The organism is Bradyrhizobium sp. SZCCHNR1051 (assembly GCF_032489615.1).
GTDB lineage: Bacteria > Pseudomonadota > Alphaproteobacteria > Rhizobiales > Xanthobacteraceae > Bradyrhizobium.
Map to the genome: position 1 here is coordinate 18852 of NZ_JAUEYJ010000036.1, position 22657 is coordinate 41508.

A 22657-nucleotide genomic window follows, 5' to 3' on the forward strand; every position below is an offset into this window, starting at 1 on the left:
GTGGGGGTCCACGCGAAGACTGCCGCCGGAGGCCCCCCTCCCCGCCCCTCCCCCACAAGGGGGGAGGGAGCGCAACGGCGCACGTGCAGAGACTACCCCTCTATCAAGATCACGGCTCCACCGAGATCGGCGAGAAGTCGATGAACCAGCTCTTCGGCTGCACCACCCCCTTGACCTTCGGGCTCATCGCGCGCGGGCCGACGTCGTGGGCGACGTAGAGGAACGCCGCGTCGTCGACCGAGGCCGCATGCAGCTCGGCGAGCGCCTTGTCGCGCTCGGCGGGGTCGAAGGTCTGGCGCGCCTTCTTCACCAGCTCGTCGAACTTCGGATTGTTGATGAAGCCCCAATTGTTCGAGACCGGCGGCGCCATCGAGGACTGCAGGAAGCGCACCAGCGCAAAGAAGGGGTCCATCGCTGCGTAGGTGACGTTGGTGGCGTTGGCGCCGTTGGCGGACGGATCCTTGGCGCCGCGGCGCCAGTTGGTGAACAGCGTGTTCCACTCGATGACGTCGAGCTTGACGTCGAAATAGCACTCGGCCAGTGCCTGCTGCAGATATTCGTTCATCGGCAGCGGCTGCATCTGGCCCGATCCCGACGCCGAAGTCTGCGTCTTGACCTCGAGCTTCTTGTTCGGACCGTAGCCGGCCTCCTGCATCAGCTTCTGCGCGGCCGCCTTGTCGTACTTGATCTCGAAGGTGACGTTGCCGCGCCAGGGATGGCCCTTCTCGAAGGTGCCGGTCGCGGGCACCATCAGGCCAGCGAGCAGTCCGTCGCGCAGGCCCTCGCGATCGACGCAGAGATTGGCGGCCTTGCGAACGCGGATGTCGTTCCACGGCGAGCCGTCGACGCGCGAGAACTGCCAGGGCCAGACATGCGGCTGCTCGTTGGCGTAAAGCTTGAAGCCACGCTGCTTGATCTCGGGCAGCGCATCCGGCGCCGGCGCCTCGACCCAGTCGACCTGACCCGACAGCAGCGCCGCGGTGCGCGCATTGGCTTCCGGCATCGGCAGCAGGATCATCTTGTCGGACTTCGGCACGCGCGCGTTGTCCCAATAGGCGTCGTTCTTCGACAGCTCCAGCCGCTCGCGCGGCGTGAACTTGGTCATCTTCCATGGGCCGGTGCCAGAGGCGTCCTTGGCGAAGGCGGCCCAGGCGGCTTGCGACTTCGCCTTGTCGTCGGCGCCGGTCGCGGCCTCATAGAGCTTCTGCCACTTCGTCGGGCTCGCCATGAACAGGTTGGTGAGGTTGATCGGCAGGAAGCTGTCCGGCTCCTTCGTCGTCAGCTCGACCGTGAGGTCGTCGATCTTGTGCGCCGACGCCAGCGTCGGCATGCGCGAGGCGGTGACGCCGACCTGGCTCGGATCGAATTGCGGCGCGTCCTGCTTCAGCACCTTCTCGACGTTCCACACCACGGCATCGGCATTGAATGGCGCGCCGTCATGGAAGGTGACGCCGGGACGCAGCTTGAACGTCCATTTGGTCTTATCGGCGTCGTCGACCTTCCATTCGGTAGCAAGGCCGGGAATGACGACGCTCGGCTTGTCCGCCGACGACAGGTCCCACGCCGTCAACGCGTCATACATGGTGAGGCCGGTGAAGCGGTTACCCTCGAAGCCTTGATCGGGCTGGCCGAGCGTGCGCGGAATGTCTGCGGCAGTCATGCCGATGCGCAGCACGGATTCCGCGCAGGCTTGCGCCGGCAGCGCGAGGACCGAGACCGTCGTCATCATTGCAGCCGCAACAGCCGCACGTTCCTTCATTGAGGTCGCAATACGCGAAAGCACGATCAACATCTCCGATCAAGCTGGCTAAATTCTGTGCATCGTTATGCAACGGCTATGCCAGCGGTGCCTTCGCGCACGGCCCTGCGACGCGAGGTCACAACCGTTTGTACTCAAATGATCACGACCGGGGCTTGGCACCCGGATTGCAGGTTTCGCGGATCGAATTGATCCGATTGCCACGGAGCTTGACCCGCATGCGTATCCTCAACTCACTGCTTGCCACCGCGCTTGTGCTCGGCCTCTCGGCCGGCGCGGCGCGGGCCGAAACCGTTCTACGCTACGGCATCTCGATGGCCGACATCCCGCTGACGACCGGCCAGCCCGATCGCGGCGCCGGCGCCTATCAGTTTACCGGCTATACGATCTATGATCCGCTGGTCGCGTGGGACATGAGCACAGCCGACAAGCCCGGCAAGCTGATCCCGGGCCTCGCCAGCGAGTGGAAGGTCGATGACGCCGACAAGACCAAGTGGCGCTTCACCCTGCGCAAGGGCGTCAAGTTCCACGACGGCAGCGACTTCAATGCCGATGCTGTGATCTGGAATCTGGACAAGGTGCTCAACGATAAGGCACCGCAGTTCGACAAGCGGCAGAGCGCGCAGGTCAAGACGCGCCTTCCGTCGGTGGCGAGCTACGCCAAGATCGACGACTCCACGGTCGAGATCACCACCAAGACGGTCGACTCGTTCTTTCCCTATCAGATGCTGTGGTTCCTGATTTCGAGCCCGGCGCAGTATGAGAAGCTCGGCAAGGACTGGGACAAGTTCGCCAGCCAGCCCTCCGGCACCGGCCCGTTCAAGCTGACCAAGCTGGTGCCGCGCGAACTCGCCGAGCTCACGAAGAATTCCGAATATTGGAACAAGGACCGGCTGCCAAAGACGGACAAGCTGGTGCTGGTGCCGATGCCGGAAGCGCTGACCCGCACCAATGCGCTGCTCGCCGGCCAGGTCGACCTGATCGAGACGCCGGCGCCGGACGCCGTGCCGCAGCTCAAGGCGGCCGGCATGAAGCTCGTCGACAATGTCACGCCTCATGTCTGGAACTACCATCTCAGCGTGCTGCCGGGATCGCCCTGGACCGATATCCGCCTGCGCAAGGCGCTCAACCTCGCGATCAACCGCGACGAGGTCGTGGGTTTGATGAACGGTCTCGCCAAGCCGGCGAAAGGCCAGGTCGACCCGTCGAGCCCGTGGTTCGGCAAGCCGAGCTTCGAGCTGAAATATGATGTCGCCGCCGCCAAGAAGCTGGTCGAGGAGGCCGGCTATTCGCCAGCCAAGCCGCTGAAGACGACCTTCATCATCGCGCAGGGTGGCACCGGCCAGATGCTGTCGCTGCCGATGAACGAATATCTGCAGCAGAGCTTCAAGGAGATCGGCATCGACATCGACTTCAAGGTCGTCGAGTTGGAGACGCTGTACACGCATTGGCGCAAGGGCGCGGCCGACGAGATGAACGCCGGCATCACCGCCAACAACATCGCCTATGTCACATCGGACCCGCTCTACGCGATCGTCCGCTTCTTCGCCTCCGACCAGATCGCGCCCGTTGGCGTCAACTGGGGCGGCTACAAGAACCCCAAGGTCGATGCGCTGATTGCTGAAGCCAAGCAGACGTTCGATCCGGCCAAGCAGGACGAGTTGATCGCGCAGGCGCATGCGGCTGTGGTCGACGATGCGGTGCTGGTCTGGGTCGTGCACGACACCAACCCGCACGCGCTAGCGCCGAAGGTCAAGAAGTTCGTGCAGGCGCAACACTGGTTCCAGGACCTGACGACGATCGGAGCGGAATAACTGACCGGGCCGGCTGCTGTCGCGCTCGCAAAGCAAGAAGCCCGGCGTTTTGCCGGGCTTCCTCTTCAGCACGATAGCCAATATTTCATTTCCCGAAGGCGCCCGAGTCAAATTTGTAGGAGGCCTGGAGAAAGCCGCCGTACCGCTCGTAGCTGAAGGTCGTGGGCGACCCCGGGACTCCAGGAAATTGGGTGGTCCCACTGGTCGTCCGGGCGTACCAATAGCGGCCACCGACGCCGACGCTGAAATTTCTCGTCACGTCGTATGACACAATGCCCTCGAGCTGGTAGCCCCAGCCATTTCCAGATTGCGGAAGCGGATTGATGTCGGGCCGCAGCCAGTGATTGTCGAATCCGCTCAGCCGGACATAGGGCAGAACGGCGCCATCGAGGGTGACGTTCCAGTTCTGGCCGAGCTTGAAGACGCCGTTCAAACCCACACGGAGCGAATCCCAGTTCTCGGTCTTGCTGAGCACCAGCACGCCCCCCGCAACAGGATCGAGACCACAGATAAACGGATTGGTCGCGACCTGGATACATCCGTATGCGTTGACGGTTTCGTAGAAATGGTTGTAGCCGATGAAGCCGCCAACCTTGAACGCCGGCCCTCTCCAGAAATTGTAGCCGGCGTCGATCGTGCCGTACCAAAGCCTGCCGCTGTTCACGCTGCTGTCCGTATTCGAGTACGGAATGACGGCTGGCGGGAAGTCTTCGTCGTTGAGCCTGCCGCTGAAGATGTTGCCACCGCCCGCAAAGCCCTTGGCGAAGAAACCCAGACTGTGATCGGCCCTGGCGAACCCCTCGCCGGCATGGCTGTTGAGATTCTTGTAGGTCAGCAGAGAATTGGTTTGGCCAGCGACGAAAGGATCGCCCAACGTGTAGCGGGTGCGGCCCGAACTGTAGAAATAGCGGGCGCCGACCTCGAACTCCCACAGCGAGACCGGCGGAGGCGGCGCCTTGACCGGGAGATCCGCGGCCGACACCGCGCCGGCCCCGAGCACACAAGCCACAGCAGCGATGAGGCTGCCCGCAACTGGTAGAGTGAAACGCTTGATCGCACCCCGTGCCGGCCTGCCCTGCGTCAAACCAGCCGCACTCCTGTCCTCAGAAGACTGCATCGATGCCCCCCATCTGCAGCACTTTCTATCTTCGGTAGAGACATGCTACAAGTTCGCGCAGATTCATGCAATCGACGTCACATGACACAAGTTGCTTCTTATCCCCCTGTTGCAACCTCGCAACAAACGCAATGCGCTCGACGCCTGCTCGATTGCGCTATCCTTGTACCAGTCCCGCAGACTGGAGCGCGCTATCGTTCGGTCAAGCTCGTCATCCTGTCGCTCGCATTCATCGGCAAGCTCGCGGCGGTGGACGCCCAGACATCATCCAATGGGCCTGGAACCCGCTTCGTCCCATCGTCATCGAAGCACGATGCGGGCAAGCTGCCGCGTGCCAAGCGAAGCCTCCCGCCACGGCATTCCACCCGCCCCGTCCCCGGCACGGAAGAGCGCAGCAAGCGTTGCCCGCCCTATTCGGCTTATGTGGTCTGCAAGTGATGAGCATACTCATCGCGCGGGCACCGAACCTGGCAAACGAGGCCGCCGCGATATGATGCGAACTCGGGAACGGGGCACCGGCTACTTCGTCAGCAGTGCGTACGCCCCGTTCCAATCCTCGGGCGGCGGATTGACCTGATAGTTGCGGATGCGTGCGTCATAGAGATCATAGAGCTTGGCCAAGTCTTGTCCCTGGTCGCTCTTGCGGCCGCGCTCGATCGCGGCCAGCGCCCCTTCCCAATCGCGGCTGCGATAGCTCGCCAGCATCTCGATGGTGAGGTTGCGGAGCAACTGGAAGCGCTCGGAATACATCACGTCCTCGCGGCCGGCGATGGCGTAGATCACCTCCGGCTCGGTCTTACCCTTGACCATGATGAAGTCGAGCTCGAGAATCGCGAACTGGTCCTTCACGGCCATCGCAGTCGCCGAGCCGACGATGATCGGAAAGCCGTACTCCTTGGTCTGGCCCTCCAGGCGCGAGGCGAGGTTTACGCTGTCGCCAAGCGCCGAATAGTTGAACTTCAGGTCGGAGCCCATGTTGCCGACCACGCCGATGCCGGTGTTGAGGCCGATTCCGACCTTGAGCGGAATGTAGACGTGGCCGCCATGCTCGGCCTCCTGCTCGCGTTCGCCGTTCACCTGATCGATCCGCTCGAGCATGTCGAGCGCCGCTTCGCAGGCATTTATCTGATGATCCTTGTCGGCGAGCGGCGCGTTCCAGAACGCCATGATGGCGTCGCCCATGTATTTGTCGACATAGCCCTTGCGAGCGATGATCGCGTTGGTCAGCGGCGTGAGGAAGCGGTTCATCAGCTGTGTCAGGCCCTGCGGATCGTGCTTGTAGCTCTCCGAGATCGTGGTGAAGCCGCGCACGTCCGAGAACATCACCGTGATCTCGCGCTCCTCGCCGCCCAGCGTCGGCGGTGATTGGGCAAGCTGCTCGACCAGCACCGGCGACAGATATTGTCCGAACACCGAGCGCATCTGCCGACGCTGGTTCTGCTCGCGGACGAAGTTAGCGAAGATCAGCGTCAGATAGATCGCCGTCGTCGACAGCATCGGATAGGTGAAGTCGATCAGCAGCCGATGCTGGGTGTAGAAGTACCAGGAAATCCCGAGCAGAGCGGCCGCGAACAGCGCCCCGACCACCACTAGAGCGACGGCGCCGAGTTGCGGCGCGAAGACGATCACGAGCAGGCCGAGAAGGAGCGCACCGAAGAACTCGGCCGGGAGTCCCCAATAGGGCGGCGTCAGAATCGCACCGGTCAGAGCACTCTCGAGCACCTGAGCATGCACCTCAACGCCCGGCATGGCCGGAGAAATCGGCGTGGTCTTGATGTCGTTCAGGCCGGTGGCCGATGGCCCGATCAGCACCAGTTTGCCGGCGATCTTCTCCGGCGGCACCCGACCCTCCAGAACGTCAATGGCCGACACGTAGATCGATGGGTCACTCTCGGCATAGTGCAGCCAGAGCTGCCCATTCGCGTCGGTCGGAATCTGTACAGCACCCAGACCAAGACCGATGATGCCACTCTTGTCAGTCCTGATCCGAATCGTATCCGTGCGGGTCGCGACCCGCAGCATCTCGAAGCTCAGGGAAGGCATGATATCCCCCTGAGCCAGCATGATCATCGGCACCCGGCGAATGATGCCATCGCGCTCCGGTTTGATGGTGAACAGGCCGCGACCAGCGGCCGCATGCTCGATCACGGGGACGTTGCGCAGCAGCCCGGGAAAATTCCACATGAATGGCGTTGCATCCTGGCTGTGGCCCAGCGTCGCGATGCCTGTCACAGGCAAAGTCTTGTCGAGGCCTGCACGAGCCTCAGGACCACCGGATTCGCCGAGCACTACGCGCGACCGCTTCAGCGCGTCGGCGAGCACCTGGTCATTGGATGGCAATATCCTCAGCTTCTCGCGCGTCGGCTCGTCGAGATTTGAAAAAGTCTCGGCCGCGAGCCCGGGATTGAGCCGGTCCGGCTCGGCAAACACGACGTCGAAGGCAATTACCACGGCGCCGAGTCGGGTCAGAGTGTCGATGATCTCGGCGATCCGCGTGCGCGGCCAGGGCCACTGACCGAGCTTGGGATTCGCGAGACTCTTCTCGTCGATATCGACGATGGTCACCGGCCGCAGCGTCTTGATCCGCGGACTCAGCACCTGGAAATTATCGAAGGTCCGGACGCGCAGCTCCTGCACCAGGGCAGGGTCTGCGACGCGTAGCGCCGCGAAGCCGATCAGCAGCAGCAGGCAGATCATGCGCGCATAGCCGAACTTGCGCGCGAACCACCGAGGTACTGCTCTCAATCGTTTCATGCAGCATCCGATATCACGCCGAAGCCGGCGATCCGAGTCGTCCGGTTATCCGGACCGCGTTCCGCTCGGCGACGCCGCCGTCCGCATCGCGCGGCGGACGCGCGGGCTCAGACGAGGTGAAAACCGTCGTGATGCGCCTTGAACTGCTCAAGCGTCACCCCCTTGAGGGTGAGCGTATCGTGGGCTGCGTCGGTGATGATCGTGTCGTGGCCGCCATTGGCGGACTGCGCCGAGGCCACGAGCGCAGCGACGCTGGCGAACAGCGAGTGATCGATCTCGACGATGTCCTTGTTGACGTTGAAATCGCCGATCGTGGCGCTGCCGAAATGCGGGTTGAAGACGAAGGTGTCGTTGCCGTCCTTGCCGAAGATCGTCACGCCACCGCCGACATTGACGAAATTGTCGCTCTGGTCCGTGCCGTTGACCGTCGATGCACCATTGCCCGCCAAGGTGACGGTCAGTGCCTTGGTCGCCGTGCCGCCGTGGCCGTCGCTGACCTTCGCCTGATAGGTGATGGTCAGCGTGTCGCCGGAATTGAGGAAATCCAGGTTCACGTCGGCCGGATGATATGTCCAGTGCAGGACATCGGAGCCGCCATCGGAGCTCGTGCTGTCGAAGGTGATCGCGTGGGCATCGGCCAGCGCCTGGACGTGGGCATTCGAAGGCAGGCTCAGAGAGCCATTGTATTTGATCACGCCATTTTCGACCACCGAAGCGGTCAGCGTGTCGCCGACATCCCCGTCGAGCACCGTCAAGGTGCCGGACATGCCGCTCGCCAATTTCACCGGCTGATCCGGGATGTAGCCCGCCGAGACGTTGTCGAGCTCGAACGCATTCTGGCTGCTGGCAAGCACCACCTTGTTGAACGGGGACAGGCCGAGGAACTCGACATAGCCGTTCGAGGCCAGCGAAGTCTGTCCGCCATTGGCGAGCAGCGGCGCGACGTCGCTGCCCGAGTAGGAGGCGACCAGCTTGTTGCCGTTGTAGAAGGAGATGCTGTTGTAGCTGTCGACCGAGCCCCAATACAGCCCGAAGCTGTTCTTGACGCTGTCGAAGGTGATGGTCTCCTGGGCGTGGCTGCCGATGCTGAGATAGTTGGTCTTGTCCACACCGTCGACCATGTAGGGCGCTGCCGACACCGGCGAGGAGCCGTGCACGATCCCCGCATTGCCGCTGGCCGTGAACGTCGCGTGCAGCGCCTGGCTGTAGAAGCTGCCATGGCCGCGCCCGTTATCGGAGATGTTGCCGGCCGACACGCGATCGAACGTTTCGGTCGGCAGGCCCTCGGCATTGGTGCTGGCGGTGCTTGCGAGCACCCTCGCCTGCTCGGCCAGGATAACGGTCTGGACCGTCGGGTTCGTTTCACCTGTGATGACGGGCGCATCCTCTGCGCCGTTGACCGTGATGGTGACGGGCACATCGACCACGACGCCGTGACCGTCGTCGATCGCGACCGTGTAGGTCAGCGTGACATGCTCGTCGACACCGAGATAGTCGAACACCTTGTCATTGGCAGCGAAGGTCCAGGCCTGCGATCCCGCACCACTGCCGGATTCTGTGAGCGAGCCGAGCGACAGCCAGCTCTTGAGCACGGACAGATCCGACGGCAGCCCGTGGTCGTTGCCGGAGGTCGCGACGCCGGTCACCTTCAAGACATGCGCATCGGTGATGTCCGCATCCTCGAAAGCGATCGTGCCGCTTACAGTGTCGAGCAGATCCGAGCCGGACATCGCCGCGCGCTCGGCGATTTCGGCCGACTGCACCTCGCTCGTCACGACCGGCAGGTCGTTGGTCCCGGTGATGTTGACGACGATCGTCGAGGTCGCGCTCTTGCCCTGATGGTCGTCGAGCGTCACCGTGGTGGTGACCGTGACGGTCTGGCCGGCGCCGAGGAAATCGAGCGAGCCGTCGGTGATGGCATAAGTCCAGTCGACCTTGCCATTGTTGGCGTTGCCGCCCTGGCTCAAGTGCAGCGCCTGTTCCAGCGCTGCGATCTGGTCCGGCGTCAGCTGACTCGACAAATCTTTCTGCTGATCGGCCGCAGTCCAAGTCACGCTCTGCGCCCCGATCGATGCGGTTGGCCGATCGGTCAGGTCGACATCGGTGAACTTGACGCTGCCGGCGACGCTGTGCTGATCGGACGACCCTGTTTGCGCGGCCGCTTCGGTGATTGTGCCGGGCCGGCCGGAATCCGCGATCACAGGCGCCGTGTCTTCGGCCGTCAGCGTGATCAGCGTTCCGTCATGCCCGTCATTGCTGCCCGCGAAATGCAAGTCGCTGAAGTCGCCTTCGAGCGTCAGGGCAATGCTGTGCCCTTCGCCGTCGATGACGGTGAGCACGCCCGTCTCGGCATCGTAAGACGCCGTTGTCGCCTCGCTCCACTTGATCGTCTGCAGATCGATCTTGTCGTCGACGCCGAGGCCGGCGATCTTGGCGGAGAAGCCGGCATCATCGATGACGAGTTCGCTGCTCCCCTCGCTGCCGAAGTCGATCGTCTGGTCCACGTGACCATCGACCGTCAGCGTTGCGCCGGCATCGACCTTGATTATCCCGGAGCCTTCGACGTCGCCGGCGATCTCGAACTTGCCCGCCGTGATCTCGATCGTGCCATAGTTGAAGATCGTTCCGCCGATGCCGCTCAGCCCGCTCGCGGAGATCGTGCCGTAGATGTAGAGCGTGCCGTCATGACTCACCTTGGTATCGGCAAGGTCGAGGATCGCACCGAGGTCGACGGTGCAGACGCCGAAATTCCAGACGTCCATTCCGGACAGGGTCACATCGTTGCCGGCGATCTCCAGCGTGCCGACGCTCCGAATTTCCAACGTGCCGCCGGTGAGCGTCGTGCTCCCGTCGAGCACCAGGATCGATTCCACCGGCATCTCACCATCCTCATCGATGATGATCTGACCGTCCGTGTTATCGATGGTAACGTTGTCGAAGGTGGTCGCAGCCGCGGTCTCGACATGCACGATGCCGTGGTTGACGAGATCGCCGCCGGTGATCGTGCTGTCCTCGATCAGCAGCAGCGCGCCGCCGTCCACCTGGACAGTGCCGCCGTTGTCGACGCTGACGCCGATCAGTGTTGCGCTCTCCTCTGCAGCGACCTGAAGCATCGAGCCGTCGCCGATGACGATATCGACGTCGGTCAATGACGCGCTGCCCTGGACCGTCAGGATGGCCGTGATCTCCGCGAACGCGCCGGTCTCGCCGATCAGCAGCGTACCGCCGGCGACGGCGCTGCCCTCGATCGTGCTGTCGCCGTCGACGGAGATCGTCCCTTCGTTGCTGACAGCGCCGCCTGCGATACTCGTGCCGCTCAGCGAGAGTGCACCGCTCAGCGCAATGGTGATCGCGGCAGCGTTCGCATTCGTGATCGTCTCGTCTTCGAACGCGTTGCCGCTGCCGGACACGGCGATCGTCTCGAAATTGTCGAGCGTGCCGCCGCTCAGCGTGGCGTGGCCGGTCAGGGCTATCGTTCCGCCGGACTCGTTGGTCAGCGTGCCGCCAGTAATATCCGCATGCGATAGCGTCAGGGTCGCGGAGCCCTCGACCGTGATATTGCCACCCGCATTATCGATGCTGGTGCCGCCGTTTAGCGTAAGCTCACCATCGGCCTCGACATCGATCAGGCCGGCATTCGTGACGGCTTCGTCCGAGAGGGTGTTGCCGCTGCCGGAGACCTCGATCGAGCCAAAATTTTTCAGCTCGCCATCACTGATCGCGGCTCCGCCCTTCAGAACGAGCAGGCCGTTGGCAGGTTGTGGTGTCTCCCCGCCGCTCTCCAACGTTCCGAAGTTCTGAACGATCGGCGCGCCCTGGATGACGATGGCGCCGCCATCGATGCTGCCGCCATCCAGAGTCAGCGTCGCGCCGAGGTCGACCTCGATGAGACCGGAGCTGTCTTCATCGGCGTTCGCAACGTCACCATGCACGGTCAGCGTGCCGCCGGACAGCTCGATCATTCCGGTGTTGACGATGCCGGCGTTCGCCCCGAAGACGCCGCCGCCAGCCAGCAGCACGGTGCCGGCATTGTGCAGCTCGCTTTGCTCGAGAATCTGCGCCGAGCCGCCGACGGTGATCGTCGCACCCGAGAAGTTGTAGATGCGCGAGTCGGCCTTGGCCGTCAGTGCGCCGCTGATCGTCAGCGTGCCGTTATTGTCGAGCTCCGGAACGGCGCCGCCGCCGAAATCATTCAGCGTGACCGATTTGGCGTAGGCGTAGGCGTCGTCATCGATCGTGACCGGAAAGGCCGGCGTCAGGCCGTGCAGCTGATCGGTGATGATGATGACGTCATCATCGGTGGTCGGAGCCAGGCCGGTTGCCCAGTTCGCGCCGTCGCTCCACAAATGAACCTGGCCGCCGCTGCTTTCGCCGGGCTGGGTCGTGGCGATCCAGACCACGGCCGGATCGTCGGTGCCGGTGATCGTCACCGTGATCGTCTGGGTCGACGTCGCGCCATGCGAGTCCGTCACGGTCACCGTGTAGGTGAGCGTCACCTTCTGACCCGCGGGAATGAAATCGGCGACATAGACCGGTAGGTTGGCGAAGCTCCAGTTGACCTTGCCGGTGCCGCTGCCGGTGCTGTCGGAGGCCAGGGATGCCGTCAGCGCCTGCTCGAACAGCGCCAGTGGCGCCGGCGGAATGCTGCCGCCGCCTTCAAGAACCGCGCCGGTCAGCTTGGCCGACACGCTATGGGTGTCGGTGAGGTCGACATCCTTGAACGTCAGCGTGCCGGAGGTCGGGTCCTCGGAGGTGAGCGGCCCGCCGGGCACGCTGGTGCCGCCCTCGAACGCGATGGTCGGGACGTTCGCCGTGATCTCGGGCTTGTCGTTGGTGCCGGTCACCGTGATCGTGATCGGCACCTCGGTAAACTCGTTCGACGGCGCGAAATTGTTGTCGACGCGCACGACGTAGGTCAACGTCAGCATCTCGCCCGCGGCCAGAAAGTCGAAGTAGTTGTCGGGAACACTGTAGCTCAGCATTGCCGAGCCGAAATTCTTGTTGGTCGGATCCGGCACCACCGTGATCTTCACGGCCGTCGCCATGACATCCTGCAACTGCAGGGCGTTCAGCGATGCCGTGACGTCGGCCTGCTGCGCGCTCTTGAACGCATAGGACTTGAAGCTCACCGAGACCGTCGGCCGGTCGATGTTATTGACGTCGAGGAAATTGACGCGGGTGAGGACGGTGTCGAGGTCGGCGCCGTTGCCCGTCTGACCGGTCCGCTCGGCCAGACCGAAGGTCGTGGTCAGCCGGCCGCCGGCGTCGAGAATCCTGACCTCCGGCGCACCCGGAATGTGCGACAGCTGCTCGGACGTCGAGCTCGTCGTGGGTGTCGAGCCCGTATTGTCGGTCACCTGATAGGTCGGCGTCGCGCTGGTGCCATTGGGCAAGGTCAACGGCGTCAGCGTCTGCGGCACCCCGATGTCGGTGAAATGGGTTGTCGACTTCGGATTGGTGTTGTCGGTGAACTTCAGCGTGAAGACGTCGTTGATGAGCTTCTGGATGTCCGGCGTGAGCGGCACAGCGCTCTGATTCACGATTCCGTTGCTGATCTGGATCTGCTGTCCGGCCTGATTCACCACAGCGATCGGCTGCAGCGTCGTCTTGTCGAACAGCACGTAGGAGCCGGTGCGGCCATCGGGCTCGACCAGCACCTGGAACTTGGCATCGGGCAGACCGCCCTGCCCCGGCACCGTGAAGTCGATCTCGACCAGCACGGCGGTGCCGCGAATGCCCATGGTCGCCACGGGCGTGTCGACCTTCATGTCGCCGTGCTTGGCGGTCTCGCCGGCCACGAACGAGATCGTGCCGGCAACGAGGCTGATCAGCGAGGAATTGTTCGACCCGTTGGGGTCGTACACCATTTCATTCAGCACCATCCGCGCATTGGACGACAGGCCGAACACGGTGCCGTCGATGAAGGTGATGCCGAGCGTCGAATCCGAGCCGGACTGGACCACGTCGCCCTTCTCGACGTTGTCGCCGTTGTGAAGGAGGATCGAAACGCCGTTGCGGATGACGGTCGCGGTGCCCTGCAGCTTGGTCACATGGCCGATGACCTTGCTCACGCTCGCAGCCGCCCCGGCTTGGCTGACCTGCACCGCGCCGGAGAGCGCATTGACGAGGTCGCCGGTCAGATGCGCGCCGTCCGGCGAGGCCAGCGGCGCGCGTTTCTCGCCCTTGAAATAGTCCGGCAGCACCATCTCGCGCCCATCGGACGAGAGGATCAGGTCGAGGCCAGACCGCTTGAAATCGGCATTGAACAGAAAATGCGCGTCCGGAACGACGATGGCGTCCGTCGGCGCATGGGCATGCGGGGCCTCCAGCCGCACGTGGCCATGCGAGGAGGCGCCCCGGCCTTCGGAGAAAAGCGCGGCGTCAGAATTGCCAGCGTAATTCACGGGGCCACCGACTATGGTTAATGAATACATAAGAATGAGTGTTCAAGGCGTGCATATCACTGGCAAGTGTCTGGCGGAACCACCTTCAGCTTGTGCTTCAGGTGGCCAAAAACGGCGGCTTCCGCGGGATCGCTACGATGTTGTCGAGTTTCTGCCCTCTTTAAAGCTGGCCCCGGCCGAGACATGCCAAGTCAAAATTCACCTCGCTTCAGAAAGCCAAAGTAATTGTAAGTATTCATAGACCATCAAATACCTTTGCCGACATCAACATCCGCACCGGCTTACCCCTGACAACGGATTTCAAGTGGAGGACTGCGGGTGGGAGAACAAGAATCGACGAATTGCATCAATTTGGCAGGAGCTGCGGCTGAGTTCGAAGCACAACTTCACCGCGAACCCTCCTGACCTTCGCGACCCTCGCTCAGCTTTCGCTAGGATTTGTCGCATCGGAGCAACACAACGTTCAGCGTAAATCCTGCGATTTGGTCGCCGGATTGCCGGTTTTAAGCAGAGGCCAAGCCTCCGCACCCATGCTGACCCCCAACAAGCATCCGGTTCCGTCAGGCGCTGCGTCGCGCCGGCCGAGATCCGGGCACGGGGCGTCACATGAATTTTCTCGCGCTGATGCGCGCATCGCTGGCGGCCGCGGCCGCCAGCGCCGCCATATGGATCGGCAGCCCAGCGAGCGCCGGTCCTGTCGCGCAGCCATTGGAGCTTGCAACCGCCATCGAGGATACGGCGGAACCATTCGGCCTCCCGCGGGGCGGCCTGGAGGCCGGCGCGTTGCGCGACAAGTGGTTGACGCTCGCGCGCAAGCTCGAAGACGAGCGCGTGCAGCTTGCGCTGTGCGACGGCGACCGCGAGCGCTGCGTCTCCCCCGCCGCCCTCAGCCTGCTGGCGATCATCGATCAGGGCCGTATCCGCGCGGGACGGGCCAGGCTCGGCGAGATCAATCGCGCGGTCAATCTGACCATCCGGCCGGCCAGTGATCTCGCTCAATATGGCCAGGTGGACGTGTGGGCCTCCCCTCTCGCTACGTTCGAACGCCGTGCCGGCGACTGCGAGGACTACGCGATCGCCAAGTTCGTCGCACTTCGGATGGCTGGCATTGCCTCCGACGATCTGCGGATCGTGATCCTGCACGATGTCGTCCGGGGCGAGGATCATGCCGTCGCGGCGGCGCGCCTCGACGGGCATTGGCTCATGCTCGACAATCAGCGCATGGCGATGATCCAGGACAGCGATGCGCGGCAGGTGCGGCCGTTGTTCGTGATCGACGAGACAGGAATCTCCCGGTATCAGGCCTTGCCCCTGATGGCGGAGGTCCGAGCGCTGTCGCCTGAGGGGACGGCTTCCGTGAACCATTGACGATCGCCGCATCGTTGCCGCGCGCCCACAACTTGAGACGTGGCCGGGAGTTCGCGGGACGAGCACGGCAGGAATGCGGACGGTGCGCCGACGGAACCGGCCGGCACCGAAGGACGCGATGCGGCGGCTCGTTCACCGCGCCGCAACGAGTTGCATCCACATTGCAGACGCGAACCGATCGAGGCGATAGTGCCGTCATGACCCCAGGCAGCCCCGCCCTCGCCGTGCGAGGATTGACGAAGTGTTTCGAACGGCCAGCGGTCGATGCACTCGACCTCGTGGTGCGCTCGGGCGAATTCTATGCACTGGTCGGCCCGAACGGCGCCGGCAAGACGACGACGCTGCGCATGGTCGCGGGCCTGCTGCGCCCGGATGCCGGGCGGATCGAGATCTTCGGCATCGATGCGCTGCGCGACCCGATCGCGGCCAAGCAGGTGATGGCCTGGGTCTCCGACGAGCCCATGATCTACGACAAGCTCACGCCGCTCGAATATCTCGAGTTCGTCGCCGGACTGTGGGGCATCGATCCCGCGACCTCGAGTAACGCGGCAACCGAACTTCTGGCCTCGCTCGGGCTGGAGCCGCATCTGCACGAGCGCTGCGAAGGCTTTTCCAAGGGCATGCGCCAGAAGGTCGCGCTCGCCGGCGCGCTGATCCACGACCCGCGGCTGATCATCCTGGACGAGCCGCTGACGGGCCTGGACGCGGTGTCGGCGCGGCACGTCAAGGGCCTGCTCGCCGAGCGCGTCCGCCGCGGCGGCACGGTGATCATGACCACGCACATCCTCGAGGTCGCCGAGCGCATGGCCGACCGGATCGGCGTGATCGCCGCCGGGCGCGTCGTCGCCGAAGGCACGCTGGCCGAGCTGCGCCAGCAGAACGGACGCACCGACACCAGCCTGGAGGAGCTGTTCATCGCGCTGGTCGACGTCGAGTCCGCGGCATGACGCGGGCGGCGACGCTCGCCTGGTTCGCCCGTCACGAGCTCAGGCTCGCCTGGCGGGAATGGCTCGGCATGATCACGGCCGGCAGGCGCCGCCGCACGCGGGCCGCCGTCATCGGTCTCGTGCTGTTCGGCGCCCTGATGCATCTGCCGGCCTGGGTCGTGGTCGGTCGCTACGCCGATCTCGAGCTGCCGCTCGACAAGACCGCGCTGATCGTCATCACCGCGACCATCATGCTGTCCTGGGCGCTGATGCTGTCGCAGGCGATCGAATCCGTCACCCGCGTGTTCTACGCGCGCGCCGACCTCGATCTCATCATGTCGTCGCCGGTGCGGCTGGCCGAGATCTTTTCGGTCCGGATCGCGGCGATCGCGCTCTCCGTGACCAGCATGGCGCTGCTGCTCGCGACGCCCTTCGTCAACGTGCTGCTGATCGAGGGCGGCGCACGCTGGCTCGCGGCGTTCGTCGTGGTCGCGGCCGTCGGCCTGTCGGCGGCGGCGATCGCCATTGCCATCACGATCGTCCTGTTCCGCCTGATCGGCCCGGCGCGAACGCGGCTGGTCGCCCAGATCCTGGCCGCCGTGATCGGCGCCGGCTTCGTCATCGTGCTGCAGATCGCCGCGATCGTGTCCTACGGCACGCTGTCGCGCTTCGCCGTGCTCACCTCGGATGCGGCGGCCGCCATCGCGCCCGATCCCGACAGCATCCTTTGGCTGCCGGCCCGCGCGGCGCTCGGCGACGGCCAGGCGCTGCTGATCCTGCTGGCCGCGGGCCTGCTGTTGCTCGGCGTCGTCATGATGGTGTTCTCGCCGCGCTTCGCCGACACCGCGATCAGCGCCGCGGCCCAGGGCATCTCCAGCCGCGCCGGCGCACGCGTCAGGTCGTTTCGGGGCGGCTCGCAGCAGCAGGCGCTGCGGCGCAAGGAGTTCATGCTCCTGCGGCGCGATCCCTGGCTGATCTCGCAGACGCTGATGCAACTGCTCTATCTGCTGCCTCCGGCGCTGCTGCTGTGGCGCAGCTACTCCGACAGCTCGCAGGCGGTGTTCCTGATCACGCCGGTCGTCGTGATGGCGGCTGGCCAGCTCGCAGGCGGCCTCGCCTGGCTCACCATCTCCGGCGAGGACGCGCCCGAACTGGTGGCGACGGCGCCGCTGCCGGCGACGCGCATCGTGCGCGCCAAGGTCGAGGTCGTGCTGATCACGATCGCGGTGATCTTCGCGCCTCTCGTGCTCGCGCTCGGCTGGGTCGCGCCGGCGCAGGCGGTGATCACGGCCGTTGCCGTTCTGGTCGCGACCGTCTCCTCCACGGCCATCCAGCTCTGGTTCCGGATCCAGGCGCGGCGCAGCCAGTTCCGCCGCCGCCAGACCTCGTCGCGGCTGGCGACCTTTGCCGAGGCGTTCTCCTCGATCGGCTGGGCGGCGACCGCTGCACTGGCGCTCGCGCTGCCCGAGGCTGCCATCGTCTGCGGCCTGATGACCGCGAGCCTCTTGCTCGCAGCCTGGAAGCTGAGGCCGGCACGAACCTGAAGCGTTCAGCGCAGCACCTCCATCACGGCGGCGGCGAACGCCGCCGGCTCTTCCTGCGGCAAATTGTGGCCGGCCCGCGCGATCACGCGATGGCCGATCCGGTTGCTGAACTTCGCAGCATGCGCCTGACCGTCCGTTGCCGGGATCACGCCGTCGGCGTCGCCATCGAGCGTGATCGTGGGCACGGTGATGACGGGCTGGCTCGCCAATCGCCGCTCCAGCTCCTGATAGCGCGGATCCCCATCGGCCAGCCCGTAGCGATGGCGATAGCTGTGGATCACGACGTCGACGTGATCGGGATTGTCGAACGCCTCCGCCGCGCGCGCGAAGGTCGCGTCGTCGAAGCGCCAGTGCGGCGACCATTGCTGCCACAACAGCCGGGCGATCTCGGCGCGGTTGGCGGCAAGCCCGGCGCGGCCGCGCTCGGTCTGGAAGTACCACTGATACCAGAACGCGAACTCGCGCGGCACCGGCGCCGGCTCCAATGCCCGCGCAATGTCCTGGATCAGATAGCCGTTCACGGAGACCAGGCCCGTACAGCGCTCGGGCCACAGCGCCGCGCCGACGCAAGCCGCGCGGCCCCCCCAATCATAGCCGGCGAACACCGCGCGCGGGGCCGCCAGCGCATCCATCAGCGCGATCAGGTCGGCGCCAATCGCAGCCTGCTGCCCCGAGCGCGGCGTCGATGCGTCGCGGAACCGCGTCGGGCCATAGCCGCGCACATAGGGGACGATGACGCGGCAGCCATGAGCTGCAAGGCGCGGCGCGACCTCGACGTAGGAGTGGATGTCGTAGGGATAGCCGTGCAGCAGGATGACGACGGGGCCGTCGGCCGGCCCGCTCTCGACATAGGCGATGCGGAGCACGCCTGCATCGATCTCCCGCAGCGGCCCCAACACCCGATCCGTCATGCCATGCTCCCGCAACGTTGCGCCGCCCTGTCCAGCCGGACGTCGCGCCGAGGATAGTTCTGATCCGGATTCCTCGCTACACTCACACGCGCTGTTGAAGAGGAACCGCCATGCTGCGCCCGCTGGTCTCGCTGCTTGCCGTCCTGGTCTCGTTCGCATCGCCCGCTGTGGCGCAATCGGGGCCGCGCACCAGCGAGTGCCTGGCGATGGCCAGCGCCCCGCCGCGCGCCACGCCTGTCAGCTTGCGCCGGGCGGCGGCGGCCGGCAACGAGGTGACGATCACCTATGCCGGCCACTCGACCTACTTCATCGACACCCCGATGGGCATCCGCATCGCCACCGACTACAGCGGCGCTTATCAAGTCGGACGTCTGCCCGACGTGATCACCATGAACCGGGCGCATTCGACGCATTACACGCTGGCGCCCGATCCGCGCATCCCACACGTGCTGCGCGGCTGGGGCGACGACGGCAAGCCGGCCCAGATCTTCGAGCGGATCGGCGACGTGCTGATCCGCAACATCACCACCGACATCCGCCGCTACTTCAGCGATTCCATCGGCGCCGACATGATCAAGGACGGCAACTCGATCTTCATCTTCGAGGTCGCCGGCCTGTGCATCGGCCATCTCGGCCATTTGCACGTCAAGCTGGACGAGACGCATTTCGCCGCGATCGGCCGGCTCGACGTGGTGATGGTGCCGATCGACGGCACCTACACGATGTCGCTCGACGGCATCTCGGAGATCACCAAGCGGCTGCGCGCCTCCGTGGTGCTGCCGATGCACCGCTTCGCGACGCCGCTCGACGAGTTCATGCGCAAGATCGGCCAGCAGTTCGAGATCGACCGCCGCGCCGAGCGCAGCTTGAAGATGTCGCGCGAGCTGCTGCCACAGGTCCCGACCGTGATCATCCTCGACGGGGTCTAAGCGCCCGCGAGGCTGGTGCCGCGGCGGCCTTCCGGCGTCAGGAACATGCGCTTGAGCTTGTTGATCACGCGCACCGCGAGGCCGAGCAGGTAGGGCTGCGTCTTCAGGCAGAAGGCGAGCTTCTTGACGTGGCCCTCGACATGCCATTTGGCATGGGCGCCGTCGCGGAAGAAGATCACGTCGCCCGGCCCATAGCGCTTCGCCGGCATGCCGTCGCTCTCCAGCACGATCGCGCCTTCGAGGATCAGGATCGTCTCATCGAAATCGTAGTACCAGTTGAACTTGCCCTCGGTGCAATGCCAGACGATGGTCGAGCCCAGCCCGTCGCTGCTGCGCGCGATGGTGCAGGAGGTCGCGGTCGGACTGCCCTCGATGATCCAGGACGGCTCGATCGGAGCGGGCGCCAGGTCGACGGCGAGATTGGCGGTTTCGATCAAGGACGGGGACATCTTGGACCTCAAATGCATCGGATTGAAATGACCGGCTGAACGGCGGCGTGAGCCCGCGACCGTAGCCGATTGCACCTAATGGCTGCTTTCCGAAGTCGTTAAGATTTGAACCGATCGCCGCGACCAGCCGTCGCATCACAAACACGCAAGCGCTATAAACTCCACGCGAACGCCGCAATTTGTTCGCGGCCTCGCCAAACCTGCTGATCTACTGTTTGACCGCACTGCAAGATGCGGACAGGCTTCCCTCTGGTCGCCCTGCCCATCCTGAGTTGTGCCATCGCCTTTAAAGATTTGCCGCCTTCGCAGAGATAAGGATTTCCCAGGATGCGCCGACTGAGCCTCGCACTCGCCCTCACGCTGTCCGCCGCCACCCTTGCAACCAGCCGCCTCGTCTTGGCGGGCGAAACGCCCGCCCCCGACAACGCCAAGGCCTACTTCATCAACCTGAAGGACGGCGACACCGTCTCCTCGCCGGTCCTGATCCGCTTCGGCCTGTCCGGCATGGGCGTTGCCCCGTCCGGCACCGAGGCCCCCAACACCGGCCACCACCACCTGCTGATCGACGCGCCCGCGCTCGAGGGCGACTCGCTCAACGAGGCGATCCCGGTCGATGCCGGCCACGTGCATTTCGGCAAGGGCCAGACCGAAGCCTCGGTCAATCTCACGCCGGGCAAGCACACCTTGCAGCTCGTGCTCGGCGACTGGAGCCACATCCCGCACAACAAGCCGGTCATGTCGGAGCGGATCACGATCGACGTGCAGGCCACCACCGGCAGCGCCAAGCAGTAGGCACGTTCGGCCGACGACGACACCGCCGCGAGCATCGCTCGCGGCTCGTTTCGGGCCGGTGCACGCGTGACGCCGGCCCGTCATGCATCAGGCCCACTCGCCCTTGCGGAACACCGGCACGCGACGGCCATCTTCATGGAGGCCGTCGATGTCGGTGTCGGCCGCGCCGATCATCCAGTCGATGTGGATCAGGCTTCGGTTGCCGCCCTGGGCGGCGATCTGCTCCGGCGACAGCGAGGTGCCGTTGATGAAGCATTTCGAGTAGCACTGGCCGAGCGCGATGTGCGAGGCGGCGTTCTCGTCGAACAGCGTGTTGTAGAACAACAGGCCGCTCTTGGAGATCGGCGAGGAGTGCGGCACCAGCGCGACCTCGCCAAGCCGGCGTGCGCCCTCGTCGGTGTCGAGCACCTTGTTCAGGACCTCCTCGCCCTTCGAGGCCCTGGCCTCGACGATGCGGCCCTCCTCGAACCTGACCTGGATGTTGTCGATCAGCGTGCCCTGATAGGACAGCGGCTTGGAGCTGACGACGTGACCCGACACACGGCGGCAATGCGGCGTCGTGAACACTTCCTCGGTCGGAATGTTGGCATTGCAGGTGATGCCGTTCTTGGCGGTCGAGGCGCCGCCCTCCCATTCGTGGTCGTCGGCGAGACCGATCGTCAGGTCCATGCCGGGTCCGGTGTAATGCAGCGCGCTGAAGCGCTGGCCGTTGAGCCACCCGGTGCGCTCGCGCAGCACCGCGTTGTGGCGCTCCCAGGCGGACACGGCATCCTCGCGGTCGACGCGCGACGCGGCGAAGATCGCATCGGCGAGCTTCGCCACCGCGACCTCCTCTGGCACGTCCGGGAAAACCAGCTTGGCCCAGGACGGGCTCGGATAGGCGATGATGTTCCAGTTGGTCTCGAAATTGGTGATCTTCTCCAGCGCCGGCTGGTAGGCCTTGGAGTTCGCCTTGCTGGCACGTGCCACCTTGGCCGGATCCTGTCCCGACAGCAGCATCGGATTGTCGCCGACGATGGCGAGCCGCGCCGTATTCTCAGAGAATGCCTTGGCCATGCCCTGGTAGAGCCAGTCGGCGGCGCGATCGAAGCTGTTGTCATGACCGAAACGGTAGCGCGCCAAGGTCAGCTCCTCGTCGGAGAAGAACGAGGTCACGATTCCCGCACCGGCCTTGTAGGCGTGCTCGGCGACCTTGCGCACCAGCGGCAGCGCCACCGACGGCGCGGTCAGCAGCAGATCCTGACCCGGCTGCAATTGCAGGCCAACCTTCACCGCCACCTCGGCCAGGCGGTCGAGCTTGACGGGATCGATGGCGGCATCGAAGTTGCGCGGATGTGCGGTCATCAGGGTATCCAGTTCCGTTTCTTTGCGGTGTTGAAGAGATAGGCCAATCGAGAAGGGGGTCAATGGGAAAGGGGCTTCCGTGCCGCGTTGTCATCGCTCGCCGTATCCTCCGCTTTCTTCCCGGCGAACGCCGGGATCCATACTCCGCGGCGTCTGTGATGATGCGCGGCTGTGGCTCCAGCTCGGTCCAGCGCAGGCTTCGGTGTTTATGGGTTCCCGCTTTCGCGGGGACGACACGGGAGTATTCGGTGGGCCTGTCACCTTATCACTGCGTCATCGCTGCGCGGGATGGCCACGAAGTTTGCCGGCGTGGCAGCTCATCCTCGCACCCGCTTTCGCGTCCGAGTATTGCTCTTGCAGTCACCCTCTCCAAAGCGAGGGTGCAGGGAAGGCCGGACCTCGACTGAGGCCCGTGGCCCGCCTGCTCAAAAAATGCAGGCGGCAGGTACCACAGGTCCAGCCGGACGATCCGGTGGATTCAATTGGTCGTCGCAACACTCGATGAGGAGGTTGCGATGGGCATTCGAAAGAAACGGTCAACGCGGG

At 64.5% G+C, this 22657-nt stretch carries 14 protein-coding genes; 7 read left to right on the plus strand and 7 right to left on the minus strand.

What is annotated here, in order from left to right; genetic code table 11:
• Positions 1-109: 109 nt before the first annotated feature.
• Entirely contained in the window at positions 110-1759 is a 1650-nt protein-coding gene (locus tag QW868_RS31830; protein WP_410051341.1) for an ABC transporter substrate-binding protein, read from the minus strand.
• A 218-nt stretch (positions 1760-1977) separates the two neighbouring features.
• Here QW868_RS31830 and QW868_RS31835 point away from each other — a divergent pair, with 218 nt between their 5' ends.
• A complete protein-coding gene (locus tag QW868_RS31835) occupies positions 1978-3573 on the plus strand; it encodes an ABC transporter substrate-binding protein (protein ID WP_316232398.1) in 1596 nt (531 codons plus the stop codon).
• Positions 3574-3658: 85 nt separating this feature from the next.
• Here QW868_RS31835 and QW868_RS31840 read toward each other — a convergent pair whose 3' ends face one another.
• Positions 3659-4690, minus strand: coding sequence for a hypothetical protein (locus QW868_RS31840; protein ID WP_315734832.1), 1032 nt, complete (start codon positions 4688-4690; stop codon positions 3659-3661).
• 81 nt (positions 4691-4771) lie between these two features.
• On the opposite strand from QW868_RS31840, the gene QW868_RS31845 reads away from it, so the two are divergent.
• A complete protein-coding gene (locus QW868_RS31845; RefSeq protein ID WP_315734834.1) occupies positions 4772-5128 on the plus strand; it encodes a hypothetical protein in 357 nt (118 codons plus the stop codon).
• An 81-nt stretch (positions 5129-5209) separates the two neighbouring features.
• Here the strand turns inward: QW868_RS31845 and QW868_RS31850 are convergent, their stop codons facing one another.
• Positions 5210-7444, minus strand: coding sequence for an adenylate/guanylate cyclase domain-containing protein (locus tag QW868_RS31850; RefSeq protein WP_316232399.1), 2235 nt, complete (start codon positions 7442-7444; stop codon positions 5210-5212).
• Positions 7445-7551: 107 nt separating this feature from the next.
• A complete protein-coding gene (locus QW868_RS31855; protein ID WP_316232400.1) occupies positions 7552-13848 on the minus strand; it encodes a VCBS domain-containing protein in 6297 nt (2098 codons plus the stop codon).
• A gap of 606 nt (positions 13849-14454) precedes the next feature.
• Between QW868_RS31855 and QW868_RS31860 the strand changes: the two genes are divergently transcribed.
• From QW868_RS31860 to QW868_RS31870, 3 genes are all read left to right on the plus strand, one after another.
• On the plus strand, positions 14455-15216 hold the full coding sequence (locus QW868_RS31860) for a transglutaminase-like cysteine peptidase (RefSeq protein ID WP_316232401.1): 762 nt from the start codon (positions 14455-14457) through the stop codon (positions 15214-15216).
• Positions 15217-15413: 197 nt separating this feature from the next.
• Positions 15414-16163 carry an ABC transporter ATP-binding protein gene (locus tag QW868_RS31865; protein ID WP_315783831.1) on the plus strand — a complete coding sequence of 250 codons (750 nt, stop codon included), beginning with the start codon at positions 15414-15416 and terminating at the stop codon, positions 16161-16163.
• A complete protein-coding gene (locus tag QW868_RS31870) occupies positions 16160-17686 on the plus strand; it encodes a permease (protein WP_316232402.1) in 1527 nt (508 codons plus the stop codon). The genes QW868_RS31865 and QW868_RS31870 overlap by 4 nt, the downstream gene beginning before the upstream one ends.
• Positions 17687-17691: 5 nt before the next feature.
• On the opposite strand, the gene QW868_RS31875 is transcribed toward QW868_RS31870, so the two are convergent.
• Complete coding sequence (locus tag QW868_RS31875; RefSeq protein WP_316232403.1) at positions 17692-18597, minus strand: alpha/beta hydrolase; 906 nt, start codon at positions 18595-18597, stop codon at positions 17692-17694.
• Positions 18598-18707: 110 nt separating this feature from the next.
• Here QW868_RS31875 and QW868_RS31880 point away from each other — a divergent pair, with 110 nt between their 5' ends.
• On the plus strand, positions 18708-19526 hold the full coding sequence (locus QW868_RS31880; RefSeq protein WP_316232404.1) for an MBL fold metallo-hydrolase: 819 nt from the start codon (positions 18708-18710) through the stop codon (positions 19524-19526).
• Here QW868_RS31880 and QW868_RS31885 read toward each other — a convergent pair.
• A complete protein-coding gene (locus tag QW868_RS31885; RefSeq protein ID WP_316232405.1) occupies positions 19523-19975 on the minus strand; it encodes a cupin domain-containing protein in 453 nt (150 codons plus the stop codon). The genes QW868_RS31880 and QW868_RS31885 overlap by 4 nt on opposite strands.
• Positions 19976-20302: 327 nt before the next feature.
• Here QW868_RS31885 and QW868_RS31890 point away from each other — a divergent pair, with 327 nt between their 5' ends.
• Positions 20303-20767 (plus strand): DUF4399 domain-containing protein, encoded by a 465-nt coding sequence (locus QW868_RS31890; RefSeq protein WP_316232406.1) that lies wholly within the window; start codon positions 20303-20305, stop codon positions 20765-20767.
• A gap of 87 nt (positions 20768-20854) precedes the next feature.
• Here QW868_RS31890 and QW868_RS31895 read toward each other — a convergent pair whose 3' ends face one another.
• Positions 20855-22111, minus strand: coding sequence for an aminopeptidase (locus tag QW868_RS31895; protein ID WP_315734857.1), 1257 nt, complete (start codon positions 22109-22111; stop codon positions 20855-20857).
• Positions 22112-22657 lie beyond the last annotated feature (546 nt).